Raw genomic sequence first — 21862 nt, forward strand, 5'->3', positions numbered from 1 at the left:
CGGGCGTTAAAGCGATAGGTCGATGTCGCCGACCGGGACGGAGACGCAGATCTGGATGTCTTCGTCCGGCGCAGTGGACACCGCGCCGGTGGTCAGGTTGCGCACGGTGCCGGCATTCTTGCGTCGGGTGCAGGTGTGGCAGATGCCCATCCGGCATCCGTTGGCCGGGGTCAGGCCGGCCGATTCGGCCTGATCGAGCAGCGACCGGCCATCGTCAACGGCGTCAATGCCGCTGTCGGCGAACGTGATTCGTCCACCCGATACGTTTTCGGGTGCCTCGATGACCGGTGGCACGAAGCTCTCGGTGCAGACGTTGTCGCAGTGCTCACGCACGGCATCGACCAAAGCCGTTGGCCCACAGACGAATACCGCATCTGGCGAGGGCATGGCGGCGGTCAGGTGCTCCGGTCCGAAGCGGCCGGCGAGCTCGCCCGAACCCGAACGGGTGAACCCGTGCAACACCCGCACGCCGGGCATTGCCGCCAGCTCGTCGCGGTAGCACGCCTCGGCGGGATTGCGCGCGTAGTGGACGAAGGCCAGTTCGCCACCCGCGGTGTCGACGTGCTGCTCGGCGATCAGGGTGCGCAGCATCGCCATGACCGGCGTGATGCCGCTGCCGCCGGAGACGAAAAGGATCCGGCGCGGCCGCCGCGGCCCCCGGGCCGGCAATACGAAGTCCCCGCCGACGCCGGTCAGCCCCACGACCATGCCGCGACGCGCGCGCTCATAGAGGTAGTTCGACACCAGGCCGCGCTCGTGGTGGCCGATGGTCAGCTCGATCGTGGAACTGCCCTCGGCGTTGGCCGGGGAATAGCAGCGGGCATGCCTGCGGCCGTCGATGTCGACGGTGACGGTGACGTATTGGCCCGCCTTGACGGTGTGCGCGGAACGAAAGCTCGCGTTCGGGGCCAGCGTGAGCGTGACGCTGCGCGCCGTGCTGCGACGCACGTCGATGACCTTGGCGCGCGGCTCGCCCAGCGTCCAGGTCGGCGTCACCAGCTCGGTGTAGCGGTCGACGCCGTGTGGACCGGTGAGCAGGTCAACCAGGTCGGATCCCAGGACGCGCTTCGTCAGCGTCCGGGTAAGATTTTGAGTGAACATATGTACACCGTGCGTCCGATACGCCCAGATAGTCAAGGGTTTAGCCTGCTCTGTGGTAGGCTTCACACAGTGAACGACCGTACTCCTAGCTCACGGTCGCGCCGGTCGGGCCGCGAGCGCCCCCGTGAAAGCCCGTCGCGCGAGGAACGCAAGGAAGCCACCCGGCGGGCCATCATCGCCGCGGCGCTCAAGCTGCTGCAGGACCACAGCTTTTCCAGTCTGAGCCTGCGCGAGGTGACGCGGGAAGTCGGCATTGTGCCCGCGGCGTTCTATCGCCACTTCGAATCCATGGAGGCCCTCGGCCTCGTCCTCATCGACGAGTCGTTTCGGCACCTGCGCGACACCCTGCGTGGCGCCAGGGCCGGCAAGCTCGACCCCAACCGGGTGATCGAGTCGTCCGTCGAGATCCTGATCGCCAGCGTCGCCGAACGACGCGAACACTGGCGATTCATCGCCAGGGAGCGCAATAGCGGCCTGTCCGTCCTGCGCTACGCCATCCGCACCGAGATCCGGCTGATCACGTCCGAGCTGGCCACCGACCTGGCCCGCTTCCCGGGGCTCAACGGCTGGAGCACCGAGGACCTCAACGTTCTGGCGACGCTGTTCGTCAACGCCATGATCGTCATCGCCGAAGCCACCGAGGATGCCCAGAGCGCCGAGTCGCTGGAAGACATCCGGCGGACCGCCGTCAAGCAGCTGCGGATGATCGCCATCGGCATCGCCGGCTGGCGCAGCAAGCCGTAACGCAAAGCGGTCAGCGCGGCGCCCGCCACATCGCCCACAACGTCGGACCTCCGTTGGGCAGCACGATTTCGCCGGTGACCGTGAAGCCGAAACGCTGGTAGTACGGGATGTTTTCGGGCTTGCTCGACTCGAGGTAGGCCGGCGCGTGCTCGGCATCGCAGCGGTCCAGCCTCGACTGCATGAGGACCTGTCCAAAGCCCATGCCGCGCACCGCCGGATCGCTTCCGAGTACTGCCAGATACCAGTGCGGCTCTTCGGGGTGCACGCGCCTCACTGCTTCCTGCACGCCGCGGGCCACCGCTGTCCGCAAGCCGAACACCCGCAGTAATGACGGCGTCATCGCCAACTCCGCTCGGCGCGTTTCTTGCCAGTGATTCGGCGGATCCCACAGCGCGGCCGCACCGATACCCGGTCCATTGCAGGCGACCTCCACGCCGCCGTACCCGAAATGGTGATGACGAGTCATCGCCGCAAAGACGCGAGCCAGGTGTTTGGACCGTGCCTTGTCGTCAGGCAGGATCCAGGTCGACACCGGATCGTCGTAAAAGGCCCGGCTCAACGTGGCTGATAGCTCGCGAATATCGGCTTTCCCCGCCGCCCGCGCCCGCGGAGTCACCACTTCAGGTTAGGTCCAGCAGGCCAAGAAGGCGGCGCACATCGCGAAACGAGTGTCATGGGTTCGGCCGCGGGTATCTTGGCTTCGGTGACGGGTTTCTCACGGCGGGCGTTCGGGCGGCTCGCGACCGGCACAGGCGTACTGGGCGCTGGCGCATTGGCCGGCGGGTGCGATCTGAAGCATCGTGGCGCGCCTGGCAGTCCGCCGCTGCCGGCCGCCAAGGGCGTGGGAATCACGTTGTCGCACGAGCAGTTCCGCACCAATCGGCTCGTCGAGCAAGCCCAGGCGGCTGAGAAGGCCGGCTTTCGATATGTCTGGGCCAGCGACCACATCCAACCGTGGCAGGACAACGAGGGCCACTCGATGTTCCCGTGGCTGACCCTGGCCCTGGTGGGCAACAGCACCAGTCGCATCGAGTTCGGCACCGGGGTCACCTGCCCGATTTACCGCTACCACCCGGCAACGGTGGCGCAGGCGTTTGCCTCGCTGGCGGTCCTGAATCCCGGGCGCGTTTTTTTGGGACTCGGGACCGGCGAGCGGCTCAACGAGCAGGCCACCACCAACACGTTCGGCAAATACGCCGAGCGTCATGACCGTCTTGTTGAGGCGATCGGGCTGATCCGCCAGCTGTGGAGCGGCCAGCGAACCTCGTTCGCCGGCCGCTATTTTCAGACCAACTCGCTGCAACTCTACGACCTCCCGCCGACGCCGCCGCCGATCTTCGTGGCCGCCAGCGGACCTAAAAGCGCAAGGCTGGCAGGGCAATACGGCGATGGCTGGATCACCCAGTCCCGCGACCTCATAAACCAGAAGCTGCTGGCCGCATTCGATGCCGGCGCTCGTGCCGCGGGCCGCGACCCTGCCACCCTGGGCAAGCGCGTCGAACTGTTCGCCGTCGTCGGTGATAACGAGGAGGCCTCCCGCGCGGCGGCCCTGTGGCGCTTTACCGCCGGGGCCGCCGATCAACCCAATCCGGTCGAGATCCAGCGTGCCGCCGATTCGAACCCGATCGACAAGGTGCTGGCCAACTGGACGGTCGGCATCGATGCCGCCCCACACATCATTGCCGTGCAATGGGTTCTCGATGGCGGCGCCGTCCCCTTTCTGCACTTCCCGCAGGCCGACCCCATCACCGCCATCAATTTCTACCGCGACTACGTTCTGCCCAAGCTGCACTAATACAATTGCCGCCGTGCCGCCTTATCGCGATCTCGGCGCGTACGACGATCGTGCCGGGGAGTACGACCACGGCTGGCGCGGTCGGCTGCACCACACCATCAGCGAGAACACCGCCGCGCTGGCCGCCGAAACCGTTGCCGCACCACTTCGAGTCCTCGACGTCGGGTGCGGAACTGGATACCTGCTGCGAACGCTGGCCCGCCAGTATCCGGATGCCGTGGAACTTGCCGGAATTGACGCCGCTCCCAACATGATTGAGACGGCCCGCGGCATCGGCGGCGACCACCGCCTGACCTTCGCCACCGGCGTCGCCGAGCGACTCCCCTACCCCGACGCCTCGATCGACCTCGTGGTCAGCAGCACGTCGTTCGATCACTGGTCGGATCAATTGGCAGGGCTGCGTGAGTGCGCACGGGTGCTGCGCGCCGGCGGGCACCTTGTCCTGGTCGACCAGTTCTCCCGTTTGTTGCTCCCCACCCTCGCCACCAGCAGGCGGGGCAAGGCCCGAACCCCGCACCGCGCCGATCGGCTGCTGTTGCGGGCGGGCTTCGCTCAACCGCGCTGGCATCGGGTGCACGCGGTCATCATCAACGCCGCGGTGGCCGCGAAGGCGTCCTAGAAAAGCCCCACTTACGATGGGGTGGCTCCATCTAGCGATATCCAAGATGCCGGTGCGACGTCGCACCGGAGAACGGCGGCCGACAGTGTGGGACTTCGAGACAGACCCGGAATATCAGGCGAAGCTGGACTGGGTCGAAAAGTTCATGGCCGAAGAGCTCGAACCGCTCGATCTCGTCGCGCTTGACCCGTACGACAAAAACAACGCCGAGATGATGAGCATCCTGCGCCCGTTGCAGCAGCAGGTGAAGGACCAGGGACTGTGGGCCGCACATTTGGGCCCCGAACTCGGCGGCCAAGGCTACGGCCAGGTCAAGCTGGCGCTGCTCAACGAGATCCTTGGGCGCTCCCGCTGGGCTCCGTCGGTATTCGGTTGTCAGGCACCGGATTCCGGTAATGCCGAGATCCTCGCGCTGTTCGGCACCGACGAGCAGAAGGCGCGCTACCTGCAGCCGCTGCTCGACGGCGAAATCACCTCCTGCTATTCGATGACCGAGCCGCAGGGCGGTTCCGATCCCGGCATGTTCGTGACCGGTGCGACCCGCGACGGTGACGACTGGGTCATTAACGGGGAGAAGTGGTTTTCCAGCAACGCCAAGCACGCATCGTTCTTCATCGTGATGGCGGTGACCAACCCCGAGGGCCGCACCTACGACAAAATGTCGCTGTTCATCGTTCCGGGCGAGACGCCGGGCATCGAGATCATCCGCAACGTCGCGGTCGGCGGCGAGTCGAGCAAGCACGGTTCGCATGGCTACGTGCGCTACAAAGACGTCCGAGTGCCCGCCGACCATGTGCTGGGCGGCGAAGGCTCAGCATTCATGATCGCCCAGACCCGGCTCGGCGGCGGCCGTATCCACCACGCGATGCGCACAATTGCGTTGGCGCGCAAGGCTTTCGACATGATGTGCGAGCGGGCCGTGTCGCGTAAGACCCGGCACGGCCACCTGTCCGACTTCCAGATGACACAGGAGAAGATCGCCGACAGCTGGATCCAGATCGAGCAGTTCCGGCTGCTGGTGCTGCGCACCGCGTGGCTGATCGACAAGCACCACGACTACCAGAAGGTGCGACGCGACATCGCGGCGGTGAAAGTCGCCATGCCCCAGGTGCTGCACGACGTCGCGCAGCGGGCCCTGCACCTACACGGCGCACTGGGCGTCTCCGATGAGATGCCGTTTGTCAAAATGATGGTCGCCGCCGAGTCGCTGGGCATCGCCGACGGCGCTACCGAACTGCACAAGATGACGGTGGCCCGTCGCACGCTGCGCGAATACGAGCCCGTGACAACGCCTTTCCCGTCTCAGCACATACCGACCCGGCGCGCCGAAGCCCAGAGCCGACTGGCCGAACGCCTCGAGCATGCGATCGCGGAGTTCTGATCGCCGCCGCCGTGTGATCACACCGGTCACACTGGCACCGGCGAGCCTCGGCATGACCAAAGTTCAAACGCGATATCGCCGGTGATATCGCGTTTCGAAATGGGGTAGCGCCCGTCGTGGCGGTAGTGAAGTGCCGGGTGTGACTACTGCCGTCGCTGAACGGCGTCGGGAAATCAGGTGATGTAGCGGACGATGCTTTCGGCCACGCAGGCCGGCTTGGCTGATCCGTCGATCTCGACGGTCGTCGACACCACCGCCTGAACCGCACCGTTGCCGACGTCTTCGACGTTGACCAGCGAACTTTGCGCACGCACCCTCGAGCCGACCGGCACCGGGGCGGGGAAGCGAACCTTGTTCAGGCCGTAGTTGATCGCGAGCTTGATCCCGTTCACGGTGTACATGTCGTGCTGCAGTCGCGGCAGCAACGACAACGTCATGTAGCCGTGGGCGATGGTCGTGCCGAACGGGCCCTTCGCGGCGCGCTCCGGGTCGACGTGGATCCACTGGTGATCGCCGGTCGCGTCGGCGAACAGGTTGACCTCTTCCTGAGTGATGGTCACCCAGTCGCTCTGCCCGATGGTCTCGCCCGCAGCGGCGGCAAGGTCCGCAACTGAATCGAAGGTGCGCATGCTCTCTCCTTAAGGTCGTGGGTAAGCATAGGACTCGTGCGACTCCTGTTGATTGCCGATACCCACGTCCCGCTGCGCGCCCGCGACCTGCCCGCCGCGGTGTGGGATGAGGTCGCCAGCGCCGATGTCGTGCTGCACGCCGGCGATTGGGTGGCACCCGAACTGGTCGACGAGCTCACGGCCCGGTCCGCGCGGCTGGTCGGGTGTTGGGGCAACAACGACGGGCCCGCGGTGCGGTCGCGGCTGCCGGAGCGAGCCGAAGTGACGCTGGCCGGTGTCCGCTTCACGGTCGTCCACGAGACCGGCGCCGCCGCCGGGCGCGAAGCCCGGATGGCGCGGCTGTACCCGGACCGCGATGTCCTGGTGTTCGGGCACAGCCACATCCCGTGGGACACCACGACACAGACCGGGCTGCGTCTGCTCAACCCGGGCTCCCCGACGGATCGGCGCCGCCAACCGTTCTGTACCTACCTGACCGCGGCCGTCCACGACGGCCAACTGACCGGTGTTGACCTGCACCGCATCGACAAGTAGCTCGGGGATAGCTCGGACATAGCCAGCACACATATTTAGCTCGTAAACAGAGCTATATATGCAAACACTGAAGGCACACACCGAACTCGCCGCCGACGTGGTCGGCAGCGTCGGCAGATTTCGCCGGCAACTCCGCCGATCTGTCGGCCGCGGGTTCGACACCGCCGCGCTCAGCGATTCACAGGCGGAGCTGCTGTGGCTGGTCGGCCGGCGACCGGCAATCTCGGTGCGCGCCGCGGCAGCCGAACTCGGACAGGTGCCCAACACCACCTCGACGTTGGTCTCCAAGCTGGTCGCCACCGGCTGGTTGATCCGGACCGTCGACGAGACCGACCGTCGCGCCTGCCAGCTGCGGCTCGCCGAGCCCACGCAGCAGATGGTCGACGCGTCACGAGCCGCCCGGCGGGTGCTGCTGTCCGAGCTGCTCGGCGAACTAAATGACGATCAAATCGATTCTCTGACAAAGGGGTTGGAGGTTCTCAACACGGTGACACGAAGATTACAGGAGCGCGGATCATGACCGAACTACTACCGTTGGCGATCGACTGCCAGAACCTCACCTACCGTTACGGCCAGTTCACCGCGGTCGACGACCTGAGCTTGCAGGTACGGCCGGGCGAAACGATGGGACTGCTGGGACCCAACGGCGCCGGCAAGACCACCCTGGTGCGGATGCTGACCACCCTGACGCCGGTCCAGGAAGGCGAACTGCGCATCTTCGGGTTGGACTCCCGACGCCGGACCACCGACATTCGCAGCAACATCGGCTATGTGCCACAACAGCTTTCGATCGAACCCGCCCTGACCGGTTGGCAGAATGTGGAATGGTTCGCGCGGCTGTACGGCGTCCCCCGCGGTGAGCGTGCCTGCCGCGTTGAACAAGCACTGGCCGCCATGGAGCTGCTCGACGTGGCCGACCGGCTGGCCGGCGCCTACTCGGGCGGCATGGTCCGCCGCCTGGAGGTGGCCCAGGCCCTGGTCAACCGGCCGTCGCTGCTGGTGCTGGACGAACCGACCGTCGGGCTGGACCCGATCGCCCGCGACGGCGTGTGGACACAGGTGCAGAACATGCAGGCCCAGTTCGGGATGACGGTGCTGCTGACCACCCACTACATGGAAGAGGCCGACGCCTTGTGCGATCGCGTCGCGCTGATGCATCGCGGCACGTTGCGGGCCGTGGGCACCCCGACGGACCTGAAGGCGCAGGTGTCCGCGGGCGCCACGCTCGAGGACGTGTTCCGCCACTTCGCCGCCTCCGACCTCGCCGAATCGACGCCCGAGTCCTCGGACTTTCGCGAAATCCGTTCCAGCAGAAGGGTTGCCAGCCGTGCAAGTTGATCATGCAACCAATGGCCCGGCCGCCAACCTGGTCCGCGCCCCACGCGGTTGGCAGCGAGCCCGCGCGACGATGAGTCGCGTCGGCGCGTTCGCCATCGTCGAACTGCAGAAGTTGGGGCATGACCGTACCGAACTGATCACCCGCATGGTGCAACCGGCGTTGTGGCTGCTGATCTTCGGCACCACATTCAGCAAGCTGCACGTCATCCACACCGGGTCGGTGTCCTACCTGGCTTTCCTGGCGCCGGGCATCATCGCCCAGTCGGCTCTGTTCATCTCGATCTTTTACGGCATCCAGATCATCTGGGATCGCGATGCCGGCGTGCTGGCCAAGCTGATGGTGACACCGGCACCCGCGTCGGCGCTGATCACCGGCAAGGCGTTCGCCGCCGGAGTGCGATCGGTCGCCCAGGTCGTCGGCGTCATGGCGCTGGCCTATCTGATGCGTGTCGGGCTGACCATCAATCCATTGCGGATCCTGGCCGCGATGGTCACGGTGATGCTTGGTGCGGCGTTCTTCGCTTGTCTGTCAATGACATTGGCGGGGTTGGTGCGCAGTCGCGATCGCCTGATGGGTATCGGGCAAGCCATCACCATGCCGTTGTTCTTCGCGTCCAATGCCCTGTACCCGGTCGACGTGATGCCGTCCTGGCTGCATGCTCTGAGCACCGTCAACCCGCTGAGCTACGAGGTCGATGCCCTGCGGGCGATGCTGATCGGCACTCCACTCAATCCGCTGGATCTGGTGGTGCTGGTGATCGCCGCCGCGCTCGGAATCGTCACGGCCTCAACACTATTGCGCCGCCTGGTGGCGTAGCGGTCTCGGGCGCCTGATAGCGCATCCGCTATCGGATTCGCAAGGCGTCCGCACGGTTCCGATAGCCAATCGTGACCCGTTCGCGACGATTGCTCGCCGAGTCCCAATCGTTAGCAGACCGCGACGTTGCGCTGCGGCCGTGACAGAGGAGTTGTGTCCGACGTCTGTGTTTGACTCCCCGAGAACAGATTCCACCGCATCATGCGGCAGATGAAAGTTGGGATGGGTAGAAACTATGACGTTCGTTGAAAAGTTGCGTGGCGCTGCGACAGGGGTGCCGCGCCGGCTGGCTATCGCGGCGATAGGTGCTGCCCTGCTGTCCGGACTCGTCGGCGCTGTCGGCGGCTTGGCGACCGCGGGGGCATTCTCCAAGCCAGGTCTTCCGGTGGAATATCTGCAGATTCCTTCACCGTCGATGGGCCGCAACATCAAGGTCGAATTCCAGGGCGGCGGCCAGCACGCCGTCTACCTGCTCGACGGTCTGCGGGCCCAGGACGACTACAACGGCTGGGACATCAACACTCCGGCGTTCGAGGAGTTCTACCAGTCCGGCCTGTCGGTGGTCATGCCCGTCGGCGGCCAGTCCAGCTTCTACAGCAACTGGTACCAGCCGTCGTCAGGCAACGGCCAGAACTACACCTACAAGTGGGAAACGTTCATCACGAACGAGATGCCGCTGTGGCTGCAGGCCAACAAGCAGGTATCGCCGCTCAACAACGCGGCGGTGGGCCTGTCGATGTCGGGTGGCTCCGCGCTGATCCTGGCGGCGTACTACCCGCAGCAGTTCCCGTACGCCGCGGCGTTGTCGGGCTTCCTCAACCCGTCCGAGGGCTGGTGGCCGACGCTGATCGGCCTGGCGATGAGCGACGCGGGCGGCTACAGCGCCAACAGCATGTGGGGTCCCTCCAGCGACCCGGCGTGGAAGCGCAACGACCCGATGCTGCAGATTCCGCGGCTGGTCGCCAACAACACCCGCATCTGGGTCTACTGCGGTAACGGCACACCGAGCGACCTCGGCGGCGACAACATGCCGGCGAAGTTCCTCGAAGGGCTCACCCTGCGCACCAACCAGCAGTTCCAGAACACCTATGTGGCATCGGGTGGACGAAACGGGGTGTTCAACTTCCCCGCCAACGGGACGCACTCGTGGCCCTACTGGAACCAGCAGTTGATGGCGATGAAGCCGGACATGATCCAAACCATCAACGCGGTCAACGCCGCGACGCCTCCCCCGCCCCCGGCCGCACCTCCCGCCGGCTAAGGCACTAAGCCAGCATCGGCAGCAGCGCACCGGTCAGCGCTGCTGCCGATGCTTTTTAGTTGGCGCAGCTAGTCGGGAACGGCGCGTCGGTCCAGATGGAAATAGGTGATGCCGGTGGTCAGCGCGCAGATCACGGTGGCAACCACCAGCATCCAGGTGCCGTTGACCACCAGGCTGATGCCGCCGCCGATCGCGGCACCCAGGACGAAGCTGGCGAACAACAGAAAGTAGCCGAGCCAGTCCGCGACCGTTCCGCCGGCCATGTGGCGTTCGATGCCCTGGCCCATCTTGACCAGCGTGCCGGTGACGTAGCTCAACGGGATCGACACCTCGCCGCCCTTGACGAACGACGTGTTCAACGCGCCAATGCCGAAGACCACCAACATGATCGGCGCGAAATCGAGCATGTTCTCATCCCAGCCTTCTTCGATGATGTCCAGCGCGGTGGCCGCCACCAGGCTGGTGGTGGTCAGCACGGTCGGGCCGTGCGGGTGCCCCGACCAGAAGCGGCGGCGACACACCGAGGCGACGACCACGCCGGCGACGAAGCACACCAATAGCAGCGCCGCCGTGATCGACAGCAACACGTCATGCCGGAAATAGCCCAGCACCGCGCGTTGGGCGTTGCCGGTCATGAAGGTGACAAAGTAGCCCTCCGAGTGGGTGAACGCGGTCGCGCCCAGCACACCGGCCAACGCGGCCAGCGCCCACGACAGGCGATCCTCACCGTCGAAGATCGGACTCGACATCCGCACATGCTTTCACATACGCCATCGGTCCAAGCCCTACTCGACCGCGGTGAGCCGGGCAATCGATCGCAGCGGGATAGGCAGCCAGCCGGGCCGGTGCCGCGCCTCATAGCCGGCCTCGTACACCGCCTTGTCGAGTTCGTAGGCCGCCAGCAGCTGCGCGGAATCCCGCGGGTCGACGCCCGACGCGGCCGCATAGCCGTCGCAGAACGCGGTTCGATTGCGTTCGACCCATTCCCGGGCGCGCGCCGCCAACTGCTTGTCGGTGCCCTGGTCCACCAGCGGCCCGTAGGCGGCGTACTCGAACGAGCGCAAGACGCCCGCCACATCGCGCAACGTCGAATCCGGTGCCCGCCGCTCGGCCAGCGGCTGGCCGGGCTCGCCCTCGAAGTCAATGATGATCCAGCTCTCCGGGGTGCGCAGCACCTGCCCCAGGTGCAGATCGCCATGTATCCGCTGGACGGTCGTCGTCTCACCGGCCAGCTTTCCGAAGCGCTCCTCGACCGTTGCCGCGTACTCCTCCAACTGGGGAACCATGGCCACGGTCGACGCCAATCGCGCCAGCACGTTGTCCACCGGGAAGGGTGCTTGTGCCGTCCCGAGGTGTTCGGCCAGCGCCGCATGGACGGAGGCCACGGCCTCGCCGAGCCGGTTGGACTCGCCGGCGAAGTCGCCGCCGACCTCGTAGGCGTACAGGTCGCCTTCCGCGAACAGATCGCGGACGCTGGCCGTGGCCATCGCCCAGCCCTCGGCGGCGTTGGCCTCGAACTCGGTGACCATTCCCAGGGGCCAGGCCGAGTCGTCGGCGCCAGCGATCTCGTAGGTGCCCAGCAGCCGGGCCACGTGCGGGTTGCCGGCACGCCCAAGCACTCGGTTCAGCTCGATGTCGGGATTGATGCCGCTGCTGACCCGGCGGAACACCTTGAAGATGGCGTCGCGATCGAAGATCACGCTGGTGTTGGACTGCTCGGCGTCGGACACCCGCGGCATCGCCTCCAGCGGGAGCACGACATCGGGTTCCTTGCTGAAGGTGATTTCGATGCCAGAAGAATCGCGGACCGCACCGGCGTCGATCAGCGACAGCAGAAACTGCGGGGCGTCGGTTTCGTACAGCGCGTCGAAGGCGGTCCGGTCATCAACCGCGCCGATGGTGGCGACGGTGTTGAACTCGCTGAACGGCTCGGCGCCCCAGCCGACGAGTACCTGATAGCGCTCCGAGGAGCCGTTGGTGTAGCTGGCGTCGACGAGCACCAAGTCCAGCTCGTCGCGCAGCGCGACGACCACCGCGGGCTCGGCGCTGGACAGCTCGCGATTACGCCCGGCGTACCAGCGTTGCTGTGGCAACCACTCGGTCCAGGGCAGCTTGGCTGAGCGTGTCATGCCTTCTCCTCCGATGCGCACAGCTGGAACCAGTAGAACCCATGTCCCGGCAGTGTCAGCAGATATGGCAGGTGACCAATCCGCGGAAACTCCACGTGGCCGGTGAGCTCCACCGGCGTGTGACCGCTCCAATGTTGCAGGTTGAGCTCCAGCGGCTGCGGGAACCGCGAAAGATTGTTGACACAGAGCACCGTGTCGCCGTCGTCGGGTGCCTGACGCAGGAACGCCAGCACCGACGGGTTCGACGCGCCGAGTTCTTCGAACCGCCCGATCGCAAACGCCTCGTGGCGGCGCCGCACCGCCAGCATCATCCGGGTGAAGTTGAGCAGCGACGTCGAGGTGTCGCGCTGCGCCTCGACGTTGACGGCCTGATACCCGTAGACCGAGTCCTGGCTGGCCGGAAGATAGAGCCGGCCCGGGTTGGCTTTGGAGAACCCGGCATTGCGGTCCGGCGTCCACTGCATGGGAGTCCGCACGCCGTCGCGATCACCCAGCCAGATCACGTCGCCCATGCCGATCTCGTCGCCGTAGTAGAGCACCGGTGATCCGGGCAGCGACAGCAGCAGGGCGGTGAACAGCGTGATCTGGTTGCGGTCGTTGTCCAGCAACGGCGCAAGGCGACGACGGATGCCGACGTTCGCCTTCATCCTCGGATCCTTGGCGTACTCGGAGTACATGTAGTCGCGTTCCTCGTCGGTGACCATTTCCAGCGTCAGCTCGTCGTGGTTACGCAGGAAGATCCCCCATTGCGCCATGTCCGGGATCTCCGGGGTCTGGGAGAGGATCTCCGAGATCGGGAACCGCGACTCACGCCGCACCGCCATGAAGATGCGCGGCATGAGGGGGAAGTGAAACGCCATGTGGCATTCGTCGCCGCCGGTGGTGGTGTCGCCGAAGTATTCGACGACGTCGGCCGGCCACTGGTTGGCCTCGGCCAGCAGCACCCGGCCGGGGAATTCGTCGTCGACGACCTTGCGGACCCGCTTGAGGAACGCGTGCGTCTCGGGCAGGTTCTCGCAGTTGGTGCCCTCGCGCTCGAAGAGGTACGGCACCGCATCCAGGCGGAACCCGTCGATCCCCAGTCCGAGCCAGAAGCGCAGGACGTCGATCATGGCTTCCTGCACGGCCGGGTTGTCGTAGTTCAGGTCCGGCTGGTGCGAGAAGAACCGGTGCCAGTAGAACTGGCGCCGGACCGGGTCGAACGTCCAGTTCGACTCTTCGGTGTCGACGAAGATGATCCGGGCGTCGGTGTACTTGTCGCTGGTGTCGCTCCACACGTAGTAGTCGCCGTAGGGCCCGTCCGGGTCGTGCCGGGACTCCTGGAACCAGGGGTGCGACTCCGATGTGTGGTTCATCACCAAGTCGGTGATGACGCGGATGCCGCGCTCGTGGGCGGCATCCAGCAGGTCGACGAAATCCTCCACCGTGCCGAACTCGGGCAGCACCTTGTAGAAGTCGCGGATGTCATAGCCGCCGTCCTTCAGCGGCGAGTCGTAGAACGGCGGCAGCCAGATGCAGTCGATGCCCAGCCACTGCAGGTAGTCCAACCGCCCGATGAGTCCGCGCAGGTCACCGGACCCGTCCGCATCGGCGTCGAAGAACGCCCGGACCAGCACCTCGTAGAACACCGCATGTTTGAACCAGGTCGGGTCGGCGGGCAGCGCCGTGGCGTTCTCGTAATCCTCGGCATTGGGGTGTTCGACCACACCGTCCTCGACGTGACTCCCCTCCGCGGGATCATGCTCGACAGCGTCTTTTGCGTCGTTCATCAATTCCACGATGCCACGGGTACCCGAGGTCCGACGTTCGGAATCACGGGGGCAATCCTGCCTGCCGACAATCGAATTCGTCGGCTGCCGGACAGAATCCGCGCCCCGATCAGGCTGGAGGCCCTTCACCCAACTGCACCGGCGCGCTGCGCTCGCCGTCACCCCCGCGCCAGCGCAACGTGATGGTGTCGCCGGGGTGATGCGGAACCATCACGTCCGTCATCCCGGTCGGCCCGTTGATCGCGACGCCGTCGATGCCGACGACCGTGTCGCCCGGGGCGATCCCGGTGGCGGCGGCCGGCCCGTTGTTGACAATGCGCTGCACACGCGCGCCTGCGCCGCCGCTCTCCGCCACGCCCAGGCCGAGGAAGGCGGTCGGGCCGATGTGGACGGTGTTGGATCCGGCCCCGGCGCGGATGGCGCCGGCCACCCCCATCGCGTGACCGATCGGGATGGCGAAGCCCTGCCCGCCCGACATCTTGTAGCTGTCACTGGCCGCGGTGTTCATCCCGACCACCTGGCCGGCGTTGTTGACCAGCGGTCCACCCGAGTCGCCCGGCCGGATCGCGGTGTCGGCCTGGATCAGGCCGCCCAGCCGCTCGTCGGCACCGGTCAGGGTGTCGGTTGCCGAGACGCTCTGGTTGAGTGCGACGACTCGGCCGCCCACCGCAGTGGGCGCGCCTCCCCCGCCGCCTGCGTTGCCCACCGCGACGACCGGTTCACCGATCGCGACCCCGCCGCCGATCGCGGCCGACGGCAGGCCGCCCGCGCCGCGCAGCTGCAGCACCGCGACGTCGGCGTTGCGGTCGTAGCCGATCACGTCGACGGCATAGGTCTGGCCGTTGCCGACGTCGAACGCGCTGATATCGGTGGCCGCCGAGATGACGTGGTTGTTGGTCAGCACCACGCCGCCCGGATCGATGACGATGCCGGTGCCGGCCCCGATCGCGGCGTTGTAGCCGAACCTGGTGTTGATGTTGACGATCTGCGGCGTGACCGTCGCCGCGGGGTCGAGCGGCAGCGGCCGGGACGGTGTAGCGGATGCCGGCGCCGTGACAAGGCCCAGGCACAGTGCGACCACGGCCGCCACGCTGGCTAACCATGACCACCGGACCGGGCGGTGGTGCCGTTCGCTCATCCCCTGCCTCCTGCATTCACCGTGCACATCGAATTCCCAGGCTTTGCTCTGGGCGGTACAGACTGTGTACATCACCGTAGTGCAGGTAGCTACTTGGGACACCGCCGAAAGTCCATAAGCTGGCAGGATGGGCGGATTCGACCCGAAGGTCAGCTTCACGCAGTCGCCGATAGCGCGGCTGGCCACCAGCGCGGCCGACGGGAAACCGCACCTGGTGCCGGTGGTGTTCGCCGTCCGCGAAGACGGTCCCGACGTCGTCTACACCGCCGTCGATGCCAAACCCAAGACGACCCAGCGGCTCCGCCGGCTGGCCAACATCGCGGCCAACCCTGCGGTGAGCCTGCTCGTCGACCACTATGCCGACGACTGGTCGCAGCTGTGGTGGGTGCGGGTCGACGGCGTCGCCGCGATTCATTCCGACGGCCAGGCGATGCACACCGGATACGAGCTGCTGCGCGCCAAATACCCTCAGTACCAATCTGTTTCGCTCGACGGCCCGGTGATCGCGGTGACGGTGCACCGGTGGTCGAGCTGGCACGCCTGACCGCCGATTCGATAGGCCTTGTGCTGGGCCGCGGTTGGGAGAAAAGTTGGCCTATTACGGCATGTGAGCTGGGCCACACCACGCCCCGACGGACGTGAGTCGCCCGACTCAGACCCGCCGGCGCGGGAGAAGTGGAGGACGGCCATGGCGGACAAGGCGAACGCCTCGGCGGGCGGGGCGGCCGCCCCCACCGCGAACGGCCCCGGCGACGTTCGCAACATCGTCCTGGTGGGGCCGTCGGGAGGCGGCAAAACCACTCTGGTGGAGACGCTGCTGGTGGCGAGCGGGGTGCTGTCCAGGGCGGGTTCGATCGTGGATGGCAGCACCATCTGCGACTACGACGATGCCGAGATCCGCCAACAGCGGTCGGTCGGTGTGGCGGTGGCTTCCCTGTTGCACGACGGCATCAAGGTCAACCTGGTCGACACACCCGGATACGCCGACTTCGTCGGCGAGCTGCGGGCCGGGCTGCGGGCCGCGGATTGCGCGCTGTTCGTGATCGCGGCCAACGAGGGCGTCGACGAGCCGACCAAGTCCCTGTGGCAGGAGTGCAGCCAGGTCGGCATGCCGCGCGCCGTGGCGATCACCAAGCTCGACCACGCCCGGGCCAACTACGCCGACGCGCTGGCCGCCGCGCAGGACGCCTTCGGCGACAAGGTGTTGCCGCTGTATCTACCCACCGCCCTGCCCGCCTGCGAAGGGCTGATCGGCTTGCTGTCGCAGACCCGCTACCTCTACGCCGGCGGGAAACGGACCACGCAGTCGCCGGATCCAGCGGATGCCGAGCGGATCGAGGAGGCGCGCGGCACCCTGATCGAAGGCATCATCGAGGAGTCCGAGGACGAGTCGCTGATGGAGCGTTATCTCGGCGGCGAGTCGATCGACGAGTCCGTGCTCATCGAGGACCTGGAAAGAGCCATCGCCCGGGGCTCGTTCTTCCCGGTGATCCCGGTCTGCAGCGGCACCGGGGTGGGCACGCTGGAATTGTTAGAGGTCGCCACGCGCGGTTTCCCGTCGCCGATGGAACACCCACTGCCAGAGGTCTTTACGCCGCTGGGCGCCCCACACGCCGAGCTGGCCTGCGACGTCGGGGCCCCGCTGCTGGCCGAGGTGGTGAAGACGACGTCGGACCCCTACGTCGGCAGGGTCAGCCTGGTCCGGGTGTTCTCCGGGACCATCAGGCCCGACACGACGGTTCATGTGTCGGGCCATTTTGCGTCCTTCTTCGGCGAGTCCAATCCGAACGGCAGCACCCACCCCGACCACGACGAAGACGAACGCATCGGTGTGCTCTCCTTCCCGCTCGGCAAGCAGCAGCGCCCGGCGCCGGCGGTGGTGGCGGGCGATATCTGCGCGATCGGCAAGCTGAGCCGCGCCGAAACCGGCGACACCCTTTCGGACAAGGCGGAGCCCCTGGTCTTGAAGCCCTGGACGATGCCGGAACCGCTGCTGCCGGTTGCCATTGCGGCACATGCCAAGACGGACGAGGACAAGCTGTCGGTCGGGCTGGGGCGGCTGGCCGCCGAGGACCCGACGCTGCGCATCGAGCAGAATTCCGAAACCCACCAGATCGTGCTCTGGTGCATGGGCGAGGCCCACGCCGGTGTTGTCCTCGACGCGCTGGCCAACCGGTACGGCGTCACCGTCGACACCGTCGAGCTTCGCGTTCCGCTGCGAGAAACGTTCGGCGGCAAGGCAAAAGGCCACGGGCGCCACGTCAAGCAGTCCGGCGGGCATGGCCAGTACGCGGTGTGCGACATCGAGGTGGAGCCGTTGCCCGAAGGCGCCGGATTCGAGTTCGTCGACAAAGTGGTCGGCGGAGCGGTGCCACGCCAATTCATCCCGAGCGTGGAGAAAGGTGTGCGCGCGCAGATGGAAAAGGGTGTGCACACCGGCTACCCGGTGGTCGACATCCGGGTCACCCTGCTCGACGGCAAGTCACACAGCGTGGACTCGTCGGACTTCGCGTTCCAGATGGCGGGCTCGCTGGCGCTACGCGATGCCGCGGCCGCCACCAAGGTGAGTTTGCTCGAGCCGATCGACGAGATCGCCGTGCTGATCCCGGACGACTTCGTCGGCGCGGTGCTGGGCGACCTGTCCGGGCGTCGCGGCCGCGTGCTCGGCACCGACACCGCGGGCCAGGAACGCACGGTGGTGCGAGCCGAGGTGCCGCAGGTCGAGCTGACCCGATACGCGATCGACTTGCGTTCACTGGCGCACGGCGCCGCTTGCTTCACCCGTTCGTTTGCCCGCTACGAACCCATGCCAGAATCGGCCGCCGCGCGGCTGCGGGCTACTGTGTGAAAGCACCTGTGAAACAGCCAGATTGGGAGCCCCGGATTCCAGTATGTCGACATTCAACGGACTGCCCGCTCATATCCTGCTCAACCATTTCATCGTCGTCCTGGGTCCGCTGACGGCGATCCTGGCGATCCTGTGTGTGGCGTGGCCCGTGGCGCGACGCCGGCTGATCTGGCTGGTTCTGCTGCTGTCCGTGGGCACGCTGGTGCTGACGCCGTTGACGACCACCGCGGGCGTCTGGCTGTCGGCTCGGGTCGGTCCCCCGACGCCGGTGCTGACCAACCACGAGGAACTCGGGTCGACCCTGATTTGGGTGATCGCCGCTCTGGTGGGCGCCGTGGCGTTGTTGGCCGTCGTCCACGTTCGTCAAGACCGCGGCCACGCAGTGAAATTCTCGTTGCACGCGGTGGTCGGGGTGCTGGTGATCGCCGCGGCAGTCGCCACGCTGGTACAGACCTACCGGGTCGGCGACTCGGGTGCGCGGGCCGCGTGGGGGAACATCACGTCGTCCGCCCCATAGCGCCGGGCCGTCCCCGTCAGGCCGGGCGGCCGAACTTGTCGGCCACCGCGCGGCGATCCAGTGAGCCCTTTGCGGTATGCGGCAACTCGCCGGCCTCGAGCAGCGTGGTCGGAAATTCGTAGGGCGCGAGCCGGTCGCGGCAGAACTCGGCAAGCTCGTCGGGTGTCGGCACGCCGGATTCCCGCGGGACGATCACCGCGGCCACCGTCTCGCCGTACATCGCGTCGGGCAGCGGAAACACCGCCACCTCCACAATGCCGGGGTGGCTGGCCAGTACGCCCTCGACGCGCTCCGGGGAAATCTTCTCCCCGCCCCGGTTGATCAGTTCCTTGATCCGGCCACGGATCCTCAGGTCACCCGCCGGCGACAGGGTCCCCAGGTCGCCGGTGCGCAGCCAGCCGTCGGTGAAGTTGGCCGCGGTGATCGCCGGATCGCCAAGGTAGCCGCGCACCACGGTGGGGCCGTGCAGCCAGACTTCCCCGACGGTTTCGGCGGGGAGCGGCTGTCCGTCGGAGCCGACGATCCTGATCTCCGGGCTGGTCGATGCGCCGACGAGACCCGTTGTCTCGGCGGGGGTTTCGCCTGCATCGATCCCCGTGGTGGCGACCTGGTGGGTGGCTTCGGTCATGCCGAAGGCACACACCACCGGGGCCGAGAAGGTGTCTTGCAGCGCGGCCGCGGTCTCCGTGGTGAGCGGAGCGCTGCAGCTGCGGATGAAGCGCAGCGCGGCCGGCCCGCTTGCGGTGTGCTCAGTCTTGGCTCGCTCCAACAGGATTTGATGAATGGTCGGGACCGCCGTGTACCAGGTGGCCGTCACCGCGTGGATGTCGTCCCAGAATGTGTGCGCCGAGAACTTCCCGCGTGCGGGCAACAGCACAGTCCCGCCGGATACCAGCGTCGACAACAGCGCGGCGACCAGTCCGTGACCGTGGTAGAGCGGCATCACCGCAACGGTCGCATCCTGTGGGCCGAGCCGGTATCCGGCGATGATGGCCCGCACCGAACCCGCGAGGTTGCCGCGAGTCCACGGCACCATCTTCGGGGTGCCCGTGGTCCCGCCGGTGAACATGATCATCGCGTCGTCGGGGCGCAGCCCTTGCGGCGTTGCGACGTCGTCCTTGGCACCCGCGGCGGTGTCCACGGTCACCCGCGGCGTGCCGCCGTCGACCGTCACCGCGATCGGCCACCACCGTGACGCGTCGGTCCCCTCCGGCGCGGCGCCGTCGATCAGCACCACCCGCGCGCCCGCCGCGTCGCTGCGCACACCCTGCTCGCGCAGGGGCAACGCCGGGTCCAGCGGAACGGCGATCAGCTCCGCACGCGACGCCGCCAACAAACCGACGACGAATTCGGCATTGCTGCCCGTGCGCAACCCGACCCGGTCGCCGGGCCGCAGACCGCCCCGCTTCAGCTGGCCGGCCAGGTCATCGACCAGCCCGACCAAGTCGCGGTAGCTGAGCGGCAGCCGATCGGCGGTGACGACAAGCGCCGGTGCCCCCGGTGCTTGGCTGGCCGTCTGCGCGACCAGAGCGGCGATGCTCGGGGATTCGCCGGCCGACTCCGTCGACGGCACTTCCTGCTGGGTGATCGAGTCAGACATCGTCGTCACGTCCCTTCGGCTCAATCGTGAAACGATCTGGATGAAATCTATCCCGCGCTATTTAGCGTCGAGTGATGCGTAAGCGGCTGGCTTTTTAACTCCTTCCTTGTCGGATGGCGCCTTGACCCGGCGACCGATTATTCCCTCGGTCCAGGCGCGGCGCTCGGTGTAGAGCGCCTCGTCGTCGCCGCCCTGCACACGCTTGCCTTTGCTGCCTTCGCCCTTGCCCTGGCCGCCGCCCATCGGCATGCCGCCGCCCGCGCCGCCGGCGCCGTTGCCCCCGGCGCCCAGCGCGGCGTACGCGGCGGGAACCGCGCGACCGGGGCCGGCGGCCGCGGCGGACGTCTGAGCCGGTGCGGACGACCAGTCGGCAAGGCCGGCTTTCGCCGGCATCGCCGGCACGCCACCGCCGATTCCGCCGCCGAGGGACATCGGCTTCATCCCCGGCCCCTTCGGCCGACCCGCACCGGCCGCGGCGGCTTGAGCGGCTGCCGCGGAATCGGTCGACGGCGTAGGCATGTTGGGCATGGTCGGCATGGTCGGCATCGACGGCATCCCGGTGCCCGCGGACATGTCGGTGCCACCGTCCAAGGGCGGCACGTCAGGCAGATTCCTGGAATTGCCGCCATCGACAACGGCTCCAACTCCGGATGCGGTGGGGAACATACTCGGATTCAGCGGCCGAAACGACGTGTTCGTCGCGAAGATTTTCAGCGACGTCTCCGACTGCACCTGCATTTTTGCGTACCAATCGGTGGCCTCCCACACCAAGCTCCCGGAATTCAGTTGCACGCCATCCGCGTACCACCTATCGCACGTCTGAAGATCCTCGGGACCGGGGTGCTCTGCAGGGTTGACATAGATTTTGTCGACCATCTCCGCCAACCCGCTGGGGGCCCGAAGCTTTTTGTGGGCTTCGGCGAGTTGCCACGCCTGGTCGCGAAGCTCGCCGCACATCTGCACCATCGAAAAGATCCATTGCCGTTGCTGCTCGAAATTCTGCTCGACGACCGTCCTTGCCTCACCCTCCCATGCGGTGAACGCGCGGAACCGGTAGGTCGCTCCCTGCAGCGCTCGCTGGACGTCGTCCCATTCGTCCCCGAATGCCCGGCACGCCGCGCCGTGGTCGCCGGCTTCGATATCCCTTGCCGCCACCCGGACCTCGTAGTAGGCGTCTTGGACGAGCGGCGGCAGGGTCAGTGGCGACGGCGGGGTGAAAGGCATGTCCGAGTCGCCAAGGGCCGAAGGAGCCGTCGCGCCCGCCGTCGCATCCCCCTCGTTGGCGATGGCGTCCGCCGCCCCCTCGTCGACCTCTTCGTAGGCCTTGGCCGCAGTCCTCAGGGCAGTCGCGAGGGATTTCCATTCCCGCCCGCAGCCATTCAGGTACAACCGAATCATGTCGGCGTTGAGTGCGAGTTGTTTCGCAGCGTCCCTGGCATAGGAAAGCTCGCTCGGCGCTTGCGGATTCGTCAACGGCATTGCGGGAAGCGATTGTTCGAGTTCATCGGCCCGGGCCATCAGTTCGCTGTATTCCACATTCAGCGTCTGGGGTTGTGTCATTTTGGAAATCTCCTTGAGGAGCAGTTTTGGATCTTTGTTTTGCCTCGTCGCCGCTCACGAATGACTATCCGGGCGCAGCGCA

The 21862-nt window shown here is 66.7% G+C and carries 21 protein-coding genes; 12 read left to right on the plus strand and 9 right to left on the minus strand.

Going from position 1 to position 21862, the window contains the following annotated elements; translation table 11 throughout:
* Positions 1–6: 6 nt before the first annotated feature.
* Positions 7–1101 (minus strand): flavin reductase family protein, encoded by a 1095-nt coding sequence (locus tag MNAB215_RS07190; protein WP_077078086.1) that lies wholly within the window; start codon positions 1099–1101, stop codon positions 7–9.
* A 69-nt stretch (positions 1102–1170) separates the two neighbouring features.
* Between MNAB215_RS07190 and MNAB215_RS07195 the strand changes: the two genes are divergently transcribed.
* Positions 1171–1845 (plus strand): TetR family transcriptional regulator, encoded by a 675-nt coding sequence (locus MNAB215_RS07195; protein WP_077078087.1) that lies wholly within the window; start codon positions 1171–1173, stop codon positions 1843–1845.
* Positions 1846–1855: 10 nt separating this feature from the next.
* Here MNAB215_RS07195 and MNAB215_RS07200 read toward each other — a convergent pair whose 3' ends face one another.
* Positions 1856–2461 carry a GNAT family N-acetyltransferase gene (locus MNAB215_RS07200; protein WP_077078488.1) on the minus strand — a complete coding sequence of 202 codons (606 nt, stop codon included), beginning with the start codon at positions 2459–2461 and terminating at the stop codon, positions 1856–1858.
* Between the two features lie 87 nt (positions 2462–2548).
* Between MNAB215_RS07200 and MNAB215_RS07205 the strand changes: the two genes are divergently transcribed.
* The 3 genes from MNAB215_RS07205 to MNAB215_RS07215 are packed head-to-tail and all read left to right on the plus strand — an operon-like array spanning position 2549 to position 5640.
* Positions 2549–3640 (plus strand): F420-dependent hydroxymycolic acid dehydrogenase, encoded by a 1092-nt coding sequence (locus tag MNAB215_RS07205; RefSeq protein WP_077078489.1) that lies wholly within the window; start codon positions 2549–2551, stop codon positions 3638–3640.
* A 13-nt stretch (positions 3641–3653) separates the two neighbouring features.
* Positions 3654–4259: a class I SAM-dependent methyltransferase gene (locus MNAB215_RS07210; RefSeq protein ID WP_077078088.1), complete on the plus strand. Its 606-nt coding sequence runs from the start codon at positions 3654–3656 to the stop codon at positions 4257–4259.
* 46 nt (positions 4260–4305) lie between these two features.
* The gene (locus MNAB215_RS07215; RefSeq protein ID WP_077078089.1) at positions 4306–5640 is read left to right on the plus strand and encodes an acyl-CoA dehydrogenase family protein; all 1335 of its coding nucleotides are present in this window, start codon (positions 4306–4308) and stop codon (positions 5638–5640) included.
* A gap of 173 nt (positions 5641–5813) precedes the next feature.
* Here the strand turns inward: MNAB215_RS07215 and MNAB215_RS07220 are convergent, their stop codons facing one another.
* Complete coding sequence (locus MNAB215_RS07220) at positions 5814–6269, minus strand: MaoC family dehydratase (RefSeq protein ID WP_077078090.1); 456 nt, start codon at positions 6267–6269, stop codon at positions 5814–5816.
* 36 nt (positions 6270–6305) lie between these two features.
* Here MNAB215_RS07220 and MNAB215_RS07225 point away from each other — a divergent pair, with 36 nt between their 5' ends.
* The 5 genes from MNAB215_RS07225 to ag85C all read left to right on the plus strand — a co-directional run bounded on the left by MNAB215_RS07225 (position 6306) and on the right by ag85C (position 10219).
* A complete protein-coding gene (locus tag MNAB215_RS07225; RefSeq protein WP_077078091.1) occupies positions 6306–6803 on the plus strand; it encodes a metallophosphoesterase family protein in 498 nt (165 codons plus the stop codon).
* Positions 6804–6861: 58 nt separating this feature from the next.
* Positions 6862–7323, plus strand: a complete 462-nt coding sequence (locus tag MNAB215_RS07230) for a MarR family winged helix-turn-helix transcriptional regulator (protein WP_077078092.1) — start codon at positions 6862–6864, stop codon at positions 7321–7323.
* A complete protein-coding gene (locus MNAB215_RS07235; RefSeq protein ID WP_077078093.1) occupies positions 7320–8141 on the plus strand; it encodes an ATP-binding cassette domain-containing protein in 822 nt (273 codons plus the stop codon). Before MNAB215_RS07230 ends, MNAB215_RS07235 begins: the two co-directional genes overlap by 4 nt.
* Before the next feature lie 70 nt (positions 8142–8211).
* The gene (locus MNAB215_RS07240; RefSeq protein ID WP_108637545.1) at positions 8212–8958 is read left to right on the plus strand and encodes an ABC transporter permease; all 747 of its coding nucleotides are present in this window, start codon (positions 8212–8214) and stop codon (positions 8956–8958) included.
* 235 nt (positions 8959–9193) lie between these two features.
* Positions 9194–10219 carry a diacylglycerol acyltransferase/mycolyltransferase Ag85C gene (gene ag85C / locus MNAB215_RS07245; RefSeq protein WP_077078095.1) on the plus strand — a complete coding sequence of 342 codons (1026 nt, stop codon included), beginning with the start codon at positions 9194–9196 and terminating at the stop codon, positions 10217–10219.
* Positions 10220–10287: 68 nt separating this feature from the next.
* Here the strand turns inward: ag85C and MNAB215_RS07250 are convergent, their stop codons facing one another.
* From MNAB215_RS07250 to MNAB215_RS07265, 4 genes are all read right to left on the minus strand, one after another.
* Entirely contained in the window at positions 10288–10968 is a 681-nt protein-coding gene (locus MNAB215_RS07250; RefSeq protein WP_077078096.1) for a YoaK family protein, read from the minus strand.
* 36 nt (positions 10969–11004) lie between these two features.
* Complete coding sequence (locus tag MNAB215_RS07255; RefSeq protein WP_077078097.1) at positions 11005–12348, minus strand: maltokinase N-terminal cap-like domain-containing protein; 1344 nt, start codon at positions 12346–12348, stop codon at positions 11005–11007.
* On the minus strand, positions 12345–14117 hold the full coding sequence (treS, locus tag MNAB215_RS07260; protein WP_077078490.1) for a maltose alpha-D-glucosyltransferase: 1773 nt from the start codon (positions 14115–14117) through the stop codon (positions 12345–12347). Before treS ends, MNAB215_RS07255 begins: the two co-directional genes overlap by 4 nt.
* A gap of 109 nt (positions 14118–14226) precedes the next feature.
* Positions 14227–15255: a S1C family serine protease gene (locus MNAB215_RS07265; RefSeq protein WP_077078098.1), complete on the minus strand. Its 1029-nt coding sequence runs from the start codon at positions 15253–15255 to the stop codon at positions 14227–14229.
* A 127-nt stretch (positions 15256–15382) separates the two neighbouring features.
* Between MNAB215_RS07265 and MNAB215_RS07270 the strand changes: the two genes are divergently transcribed.
* From MNAB215_RS07270 to MNAB215_RS07280, 3 genes are all read left to right on the plus strand, one after another.
* Positions 15383–15799, plus strand: a complete 417-nt coding sequence (locus tag MNAB215_RS07270; protein ID WP_077078099.1) for a TIGR03668 family PPOX class F420-dependent oxidoreductase — start codon at positions 15383–15385, stop codon at positions 15797–15799.
* A 144-nt stretch (positions 15800–15943) separates the two neighbouring features.
* On the plus strand, positions 15944–18103 hold the full coding sequence (locus MNAB215_RS07275) for an elongation factor G-like protein EF-G2 (RefSeq protein WP_077078100.1): 2160 nt from the start codon (positions 15944–15946) through the stop codon (positions 18101–18103).
* A 43-nt stretch (positions 18104–18146) separates the two neighbouring features.
* On the plus strand, positions 18147–18620 hold the full coding sequence (locus MNAB215_RS07280) for a DUF2231 domain-containing protein (protein WP_077078101.1): 474 nt from the start codon (positions 18147–18149) through the stop codon (positions 18618–18620).
* 16 nt (positions 18621–18636) lie between these two features.
* On the opposite strand, the gene MNAB215_RS07285 is transcribed toward MNAB215_RS07280, so the two are convergent.
* Complete coding sequence (locus tag MNAB215_RS07285; RefSeq protein ID WP_077078102.1) at positions 18637–20220, minus strand: FadD7 family fatty acid--CoA ligase; 1584 nt, start codon at positions 20218–20220, stop codon at positions 18637–18639.
* Between the two features lie 57 nt (positions 20221–20277).
* Positions 20278–21780 carry an EspB family ESX-1 secretion system-associated protein gene (espB, locus tag MNAB215_RS07290; protein WP_131829087.1) on the minus strand — a complete coding sequence of 501 codons (1503 nt, stop codon included), beginning with the start codon at positions 21778–21780 and terminating at the stop codon, positions 20278–20280.
* Positions 21781–21862 lie beyond the last annotated feature (82 nt).

This window comes from Mycobacterium numidiamassiliense, from assembly GCF_900157365.1.
Lineage (GTDB): Bacteria > Actinomycetota > Actinomycetes > Mycobacteriales > Mycobacteriaceae > Mycobacterium > Mycobacterium numidiamassiliense.

Bases quoted from the DNA above. Each gene is read 5' to 3' on its own strand.
- MNAB215_RS07255 (WP_077078097.1), bottom strand. From the start codon at position 12,348: ATGACACGCTCAGCCAAGCTGCCCTGGACCGAGTGGTTGCCACAGCAA.
- MNAB215_RS07265 (WP_077078098.1), bottom strand. From the start codon at position 15,255: ATGAGCGAACGGCACCACCGCCCGGTCCGGTGGTCATGGTTAGCCAGC.
- treS (WP_077078490.1), bottom strand. From the start codon at position 14,117: ATGAACGACGCAAAAGACGCTGTCGAGCATGATCCCGCGGAGGGGAGT.
- MNAB215_RS07275 (WP_077078100.1), top strand. From the start codon at position 15,944: ATGGCGGACAAGGCGAACGCCTCGGCGGGCGGGGCGGCCGCCCCCACC.
- MNAB215_RS07240 (WP_108637545.1), top strand. From the start codon at position 8,212: ATGAGTCGCGTCGGCGCGTTCGCCATCGTCGAACTGCAGAAGTTGGGG.
- MNAB215_RS07230 (WP_077078092.1), top strand. From the start codon at position 6,862: ATGCAAACACTGAAGGCACACACCGAACTCGCCGCCGACGTGGTCGGC.
- MNAB215_RS07220 (WP_077078090.1), bottom strand. From the start codon at position 6,269: ATGCGCACCTTCGATTCAGTTGCGGACCTTGCCGCCGCTGCGGGCGAG.
- ag85C (WP_077078095.1), top strand. From the start codon at position 9,194: ATGACGTTCGTTGAAAAGTTGCGTGGCGCTGCGACAGGGGTGCCGCGC.
- espB (WP_131829087.1), bottom strand. From the start codon at position 21,780: ATGACACAACCCCAGACGCTGAATGTGGAATACAGCGAACTGATGGCC.
- MNAB215_RS07250 (WP_077078096.1), bottom strand. From the start codon at position 10,968: ATGTCGAGTCCGATCTTCGACGGTGAGGATCGCCTGTCGTGGGCGCTG.
- MNAB215_RS07285 (WP_077078102.1), bottom strand. From the start codon at position 20,220: ATGTCTGACTCGATCACCCAGCAGGAAGTGCCGTCGACGGAGTCGGCC.
- MNAB215_RS07235 (WP_077078093.1), top strand. From the start codon at position 7,320: ATGACCGAACTACTACCGTTGGCGATCGACTGCCAGAACCTCACCTAC.
- MNAB215_RS07280 (WP_077078101.1), top strand. From the start codon at position 18,147: ATGTCGACATTCAACGGACTGCCCGCTCATATCCTGCTCAACCATTTC.
- MNAB215_RS07190 (WP_077078086.1), bottom strand. From the start codon at position 1,101: ATGTTCACTCAAAATCTTACCCGGACGCTGACGAAGCGCGTCCTGGGA.
- MNAB215_RS07270 (WP_077078099.1), top strand. From the start codon at position 15,383: ATGGGCGGATTCGACCCGAAGGTCAGCTTCACGCAGTCGCCGATAGCG.
- MNAB215_RS07215 (WP_077078089.1), top strand. From the start codon at position 4,306: ATGCCGGTGCGACGTCGCACCGGAGAACGGCGGCCGACAGTGTGGGAC.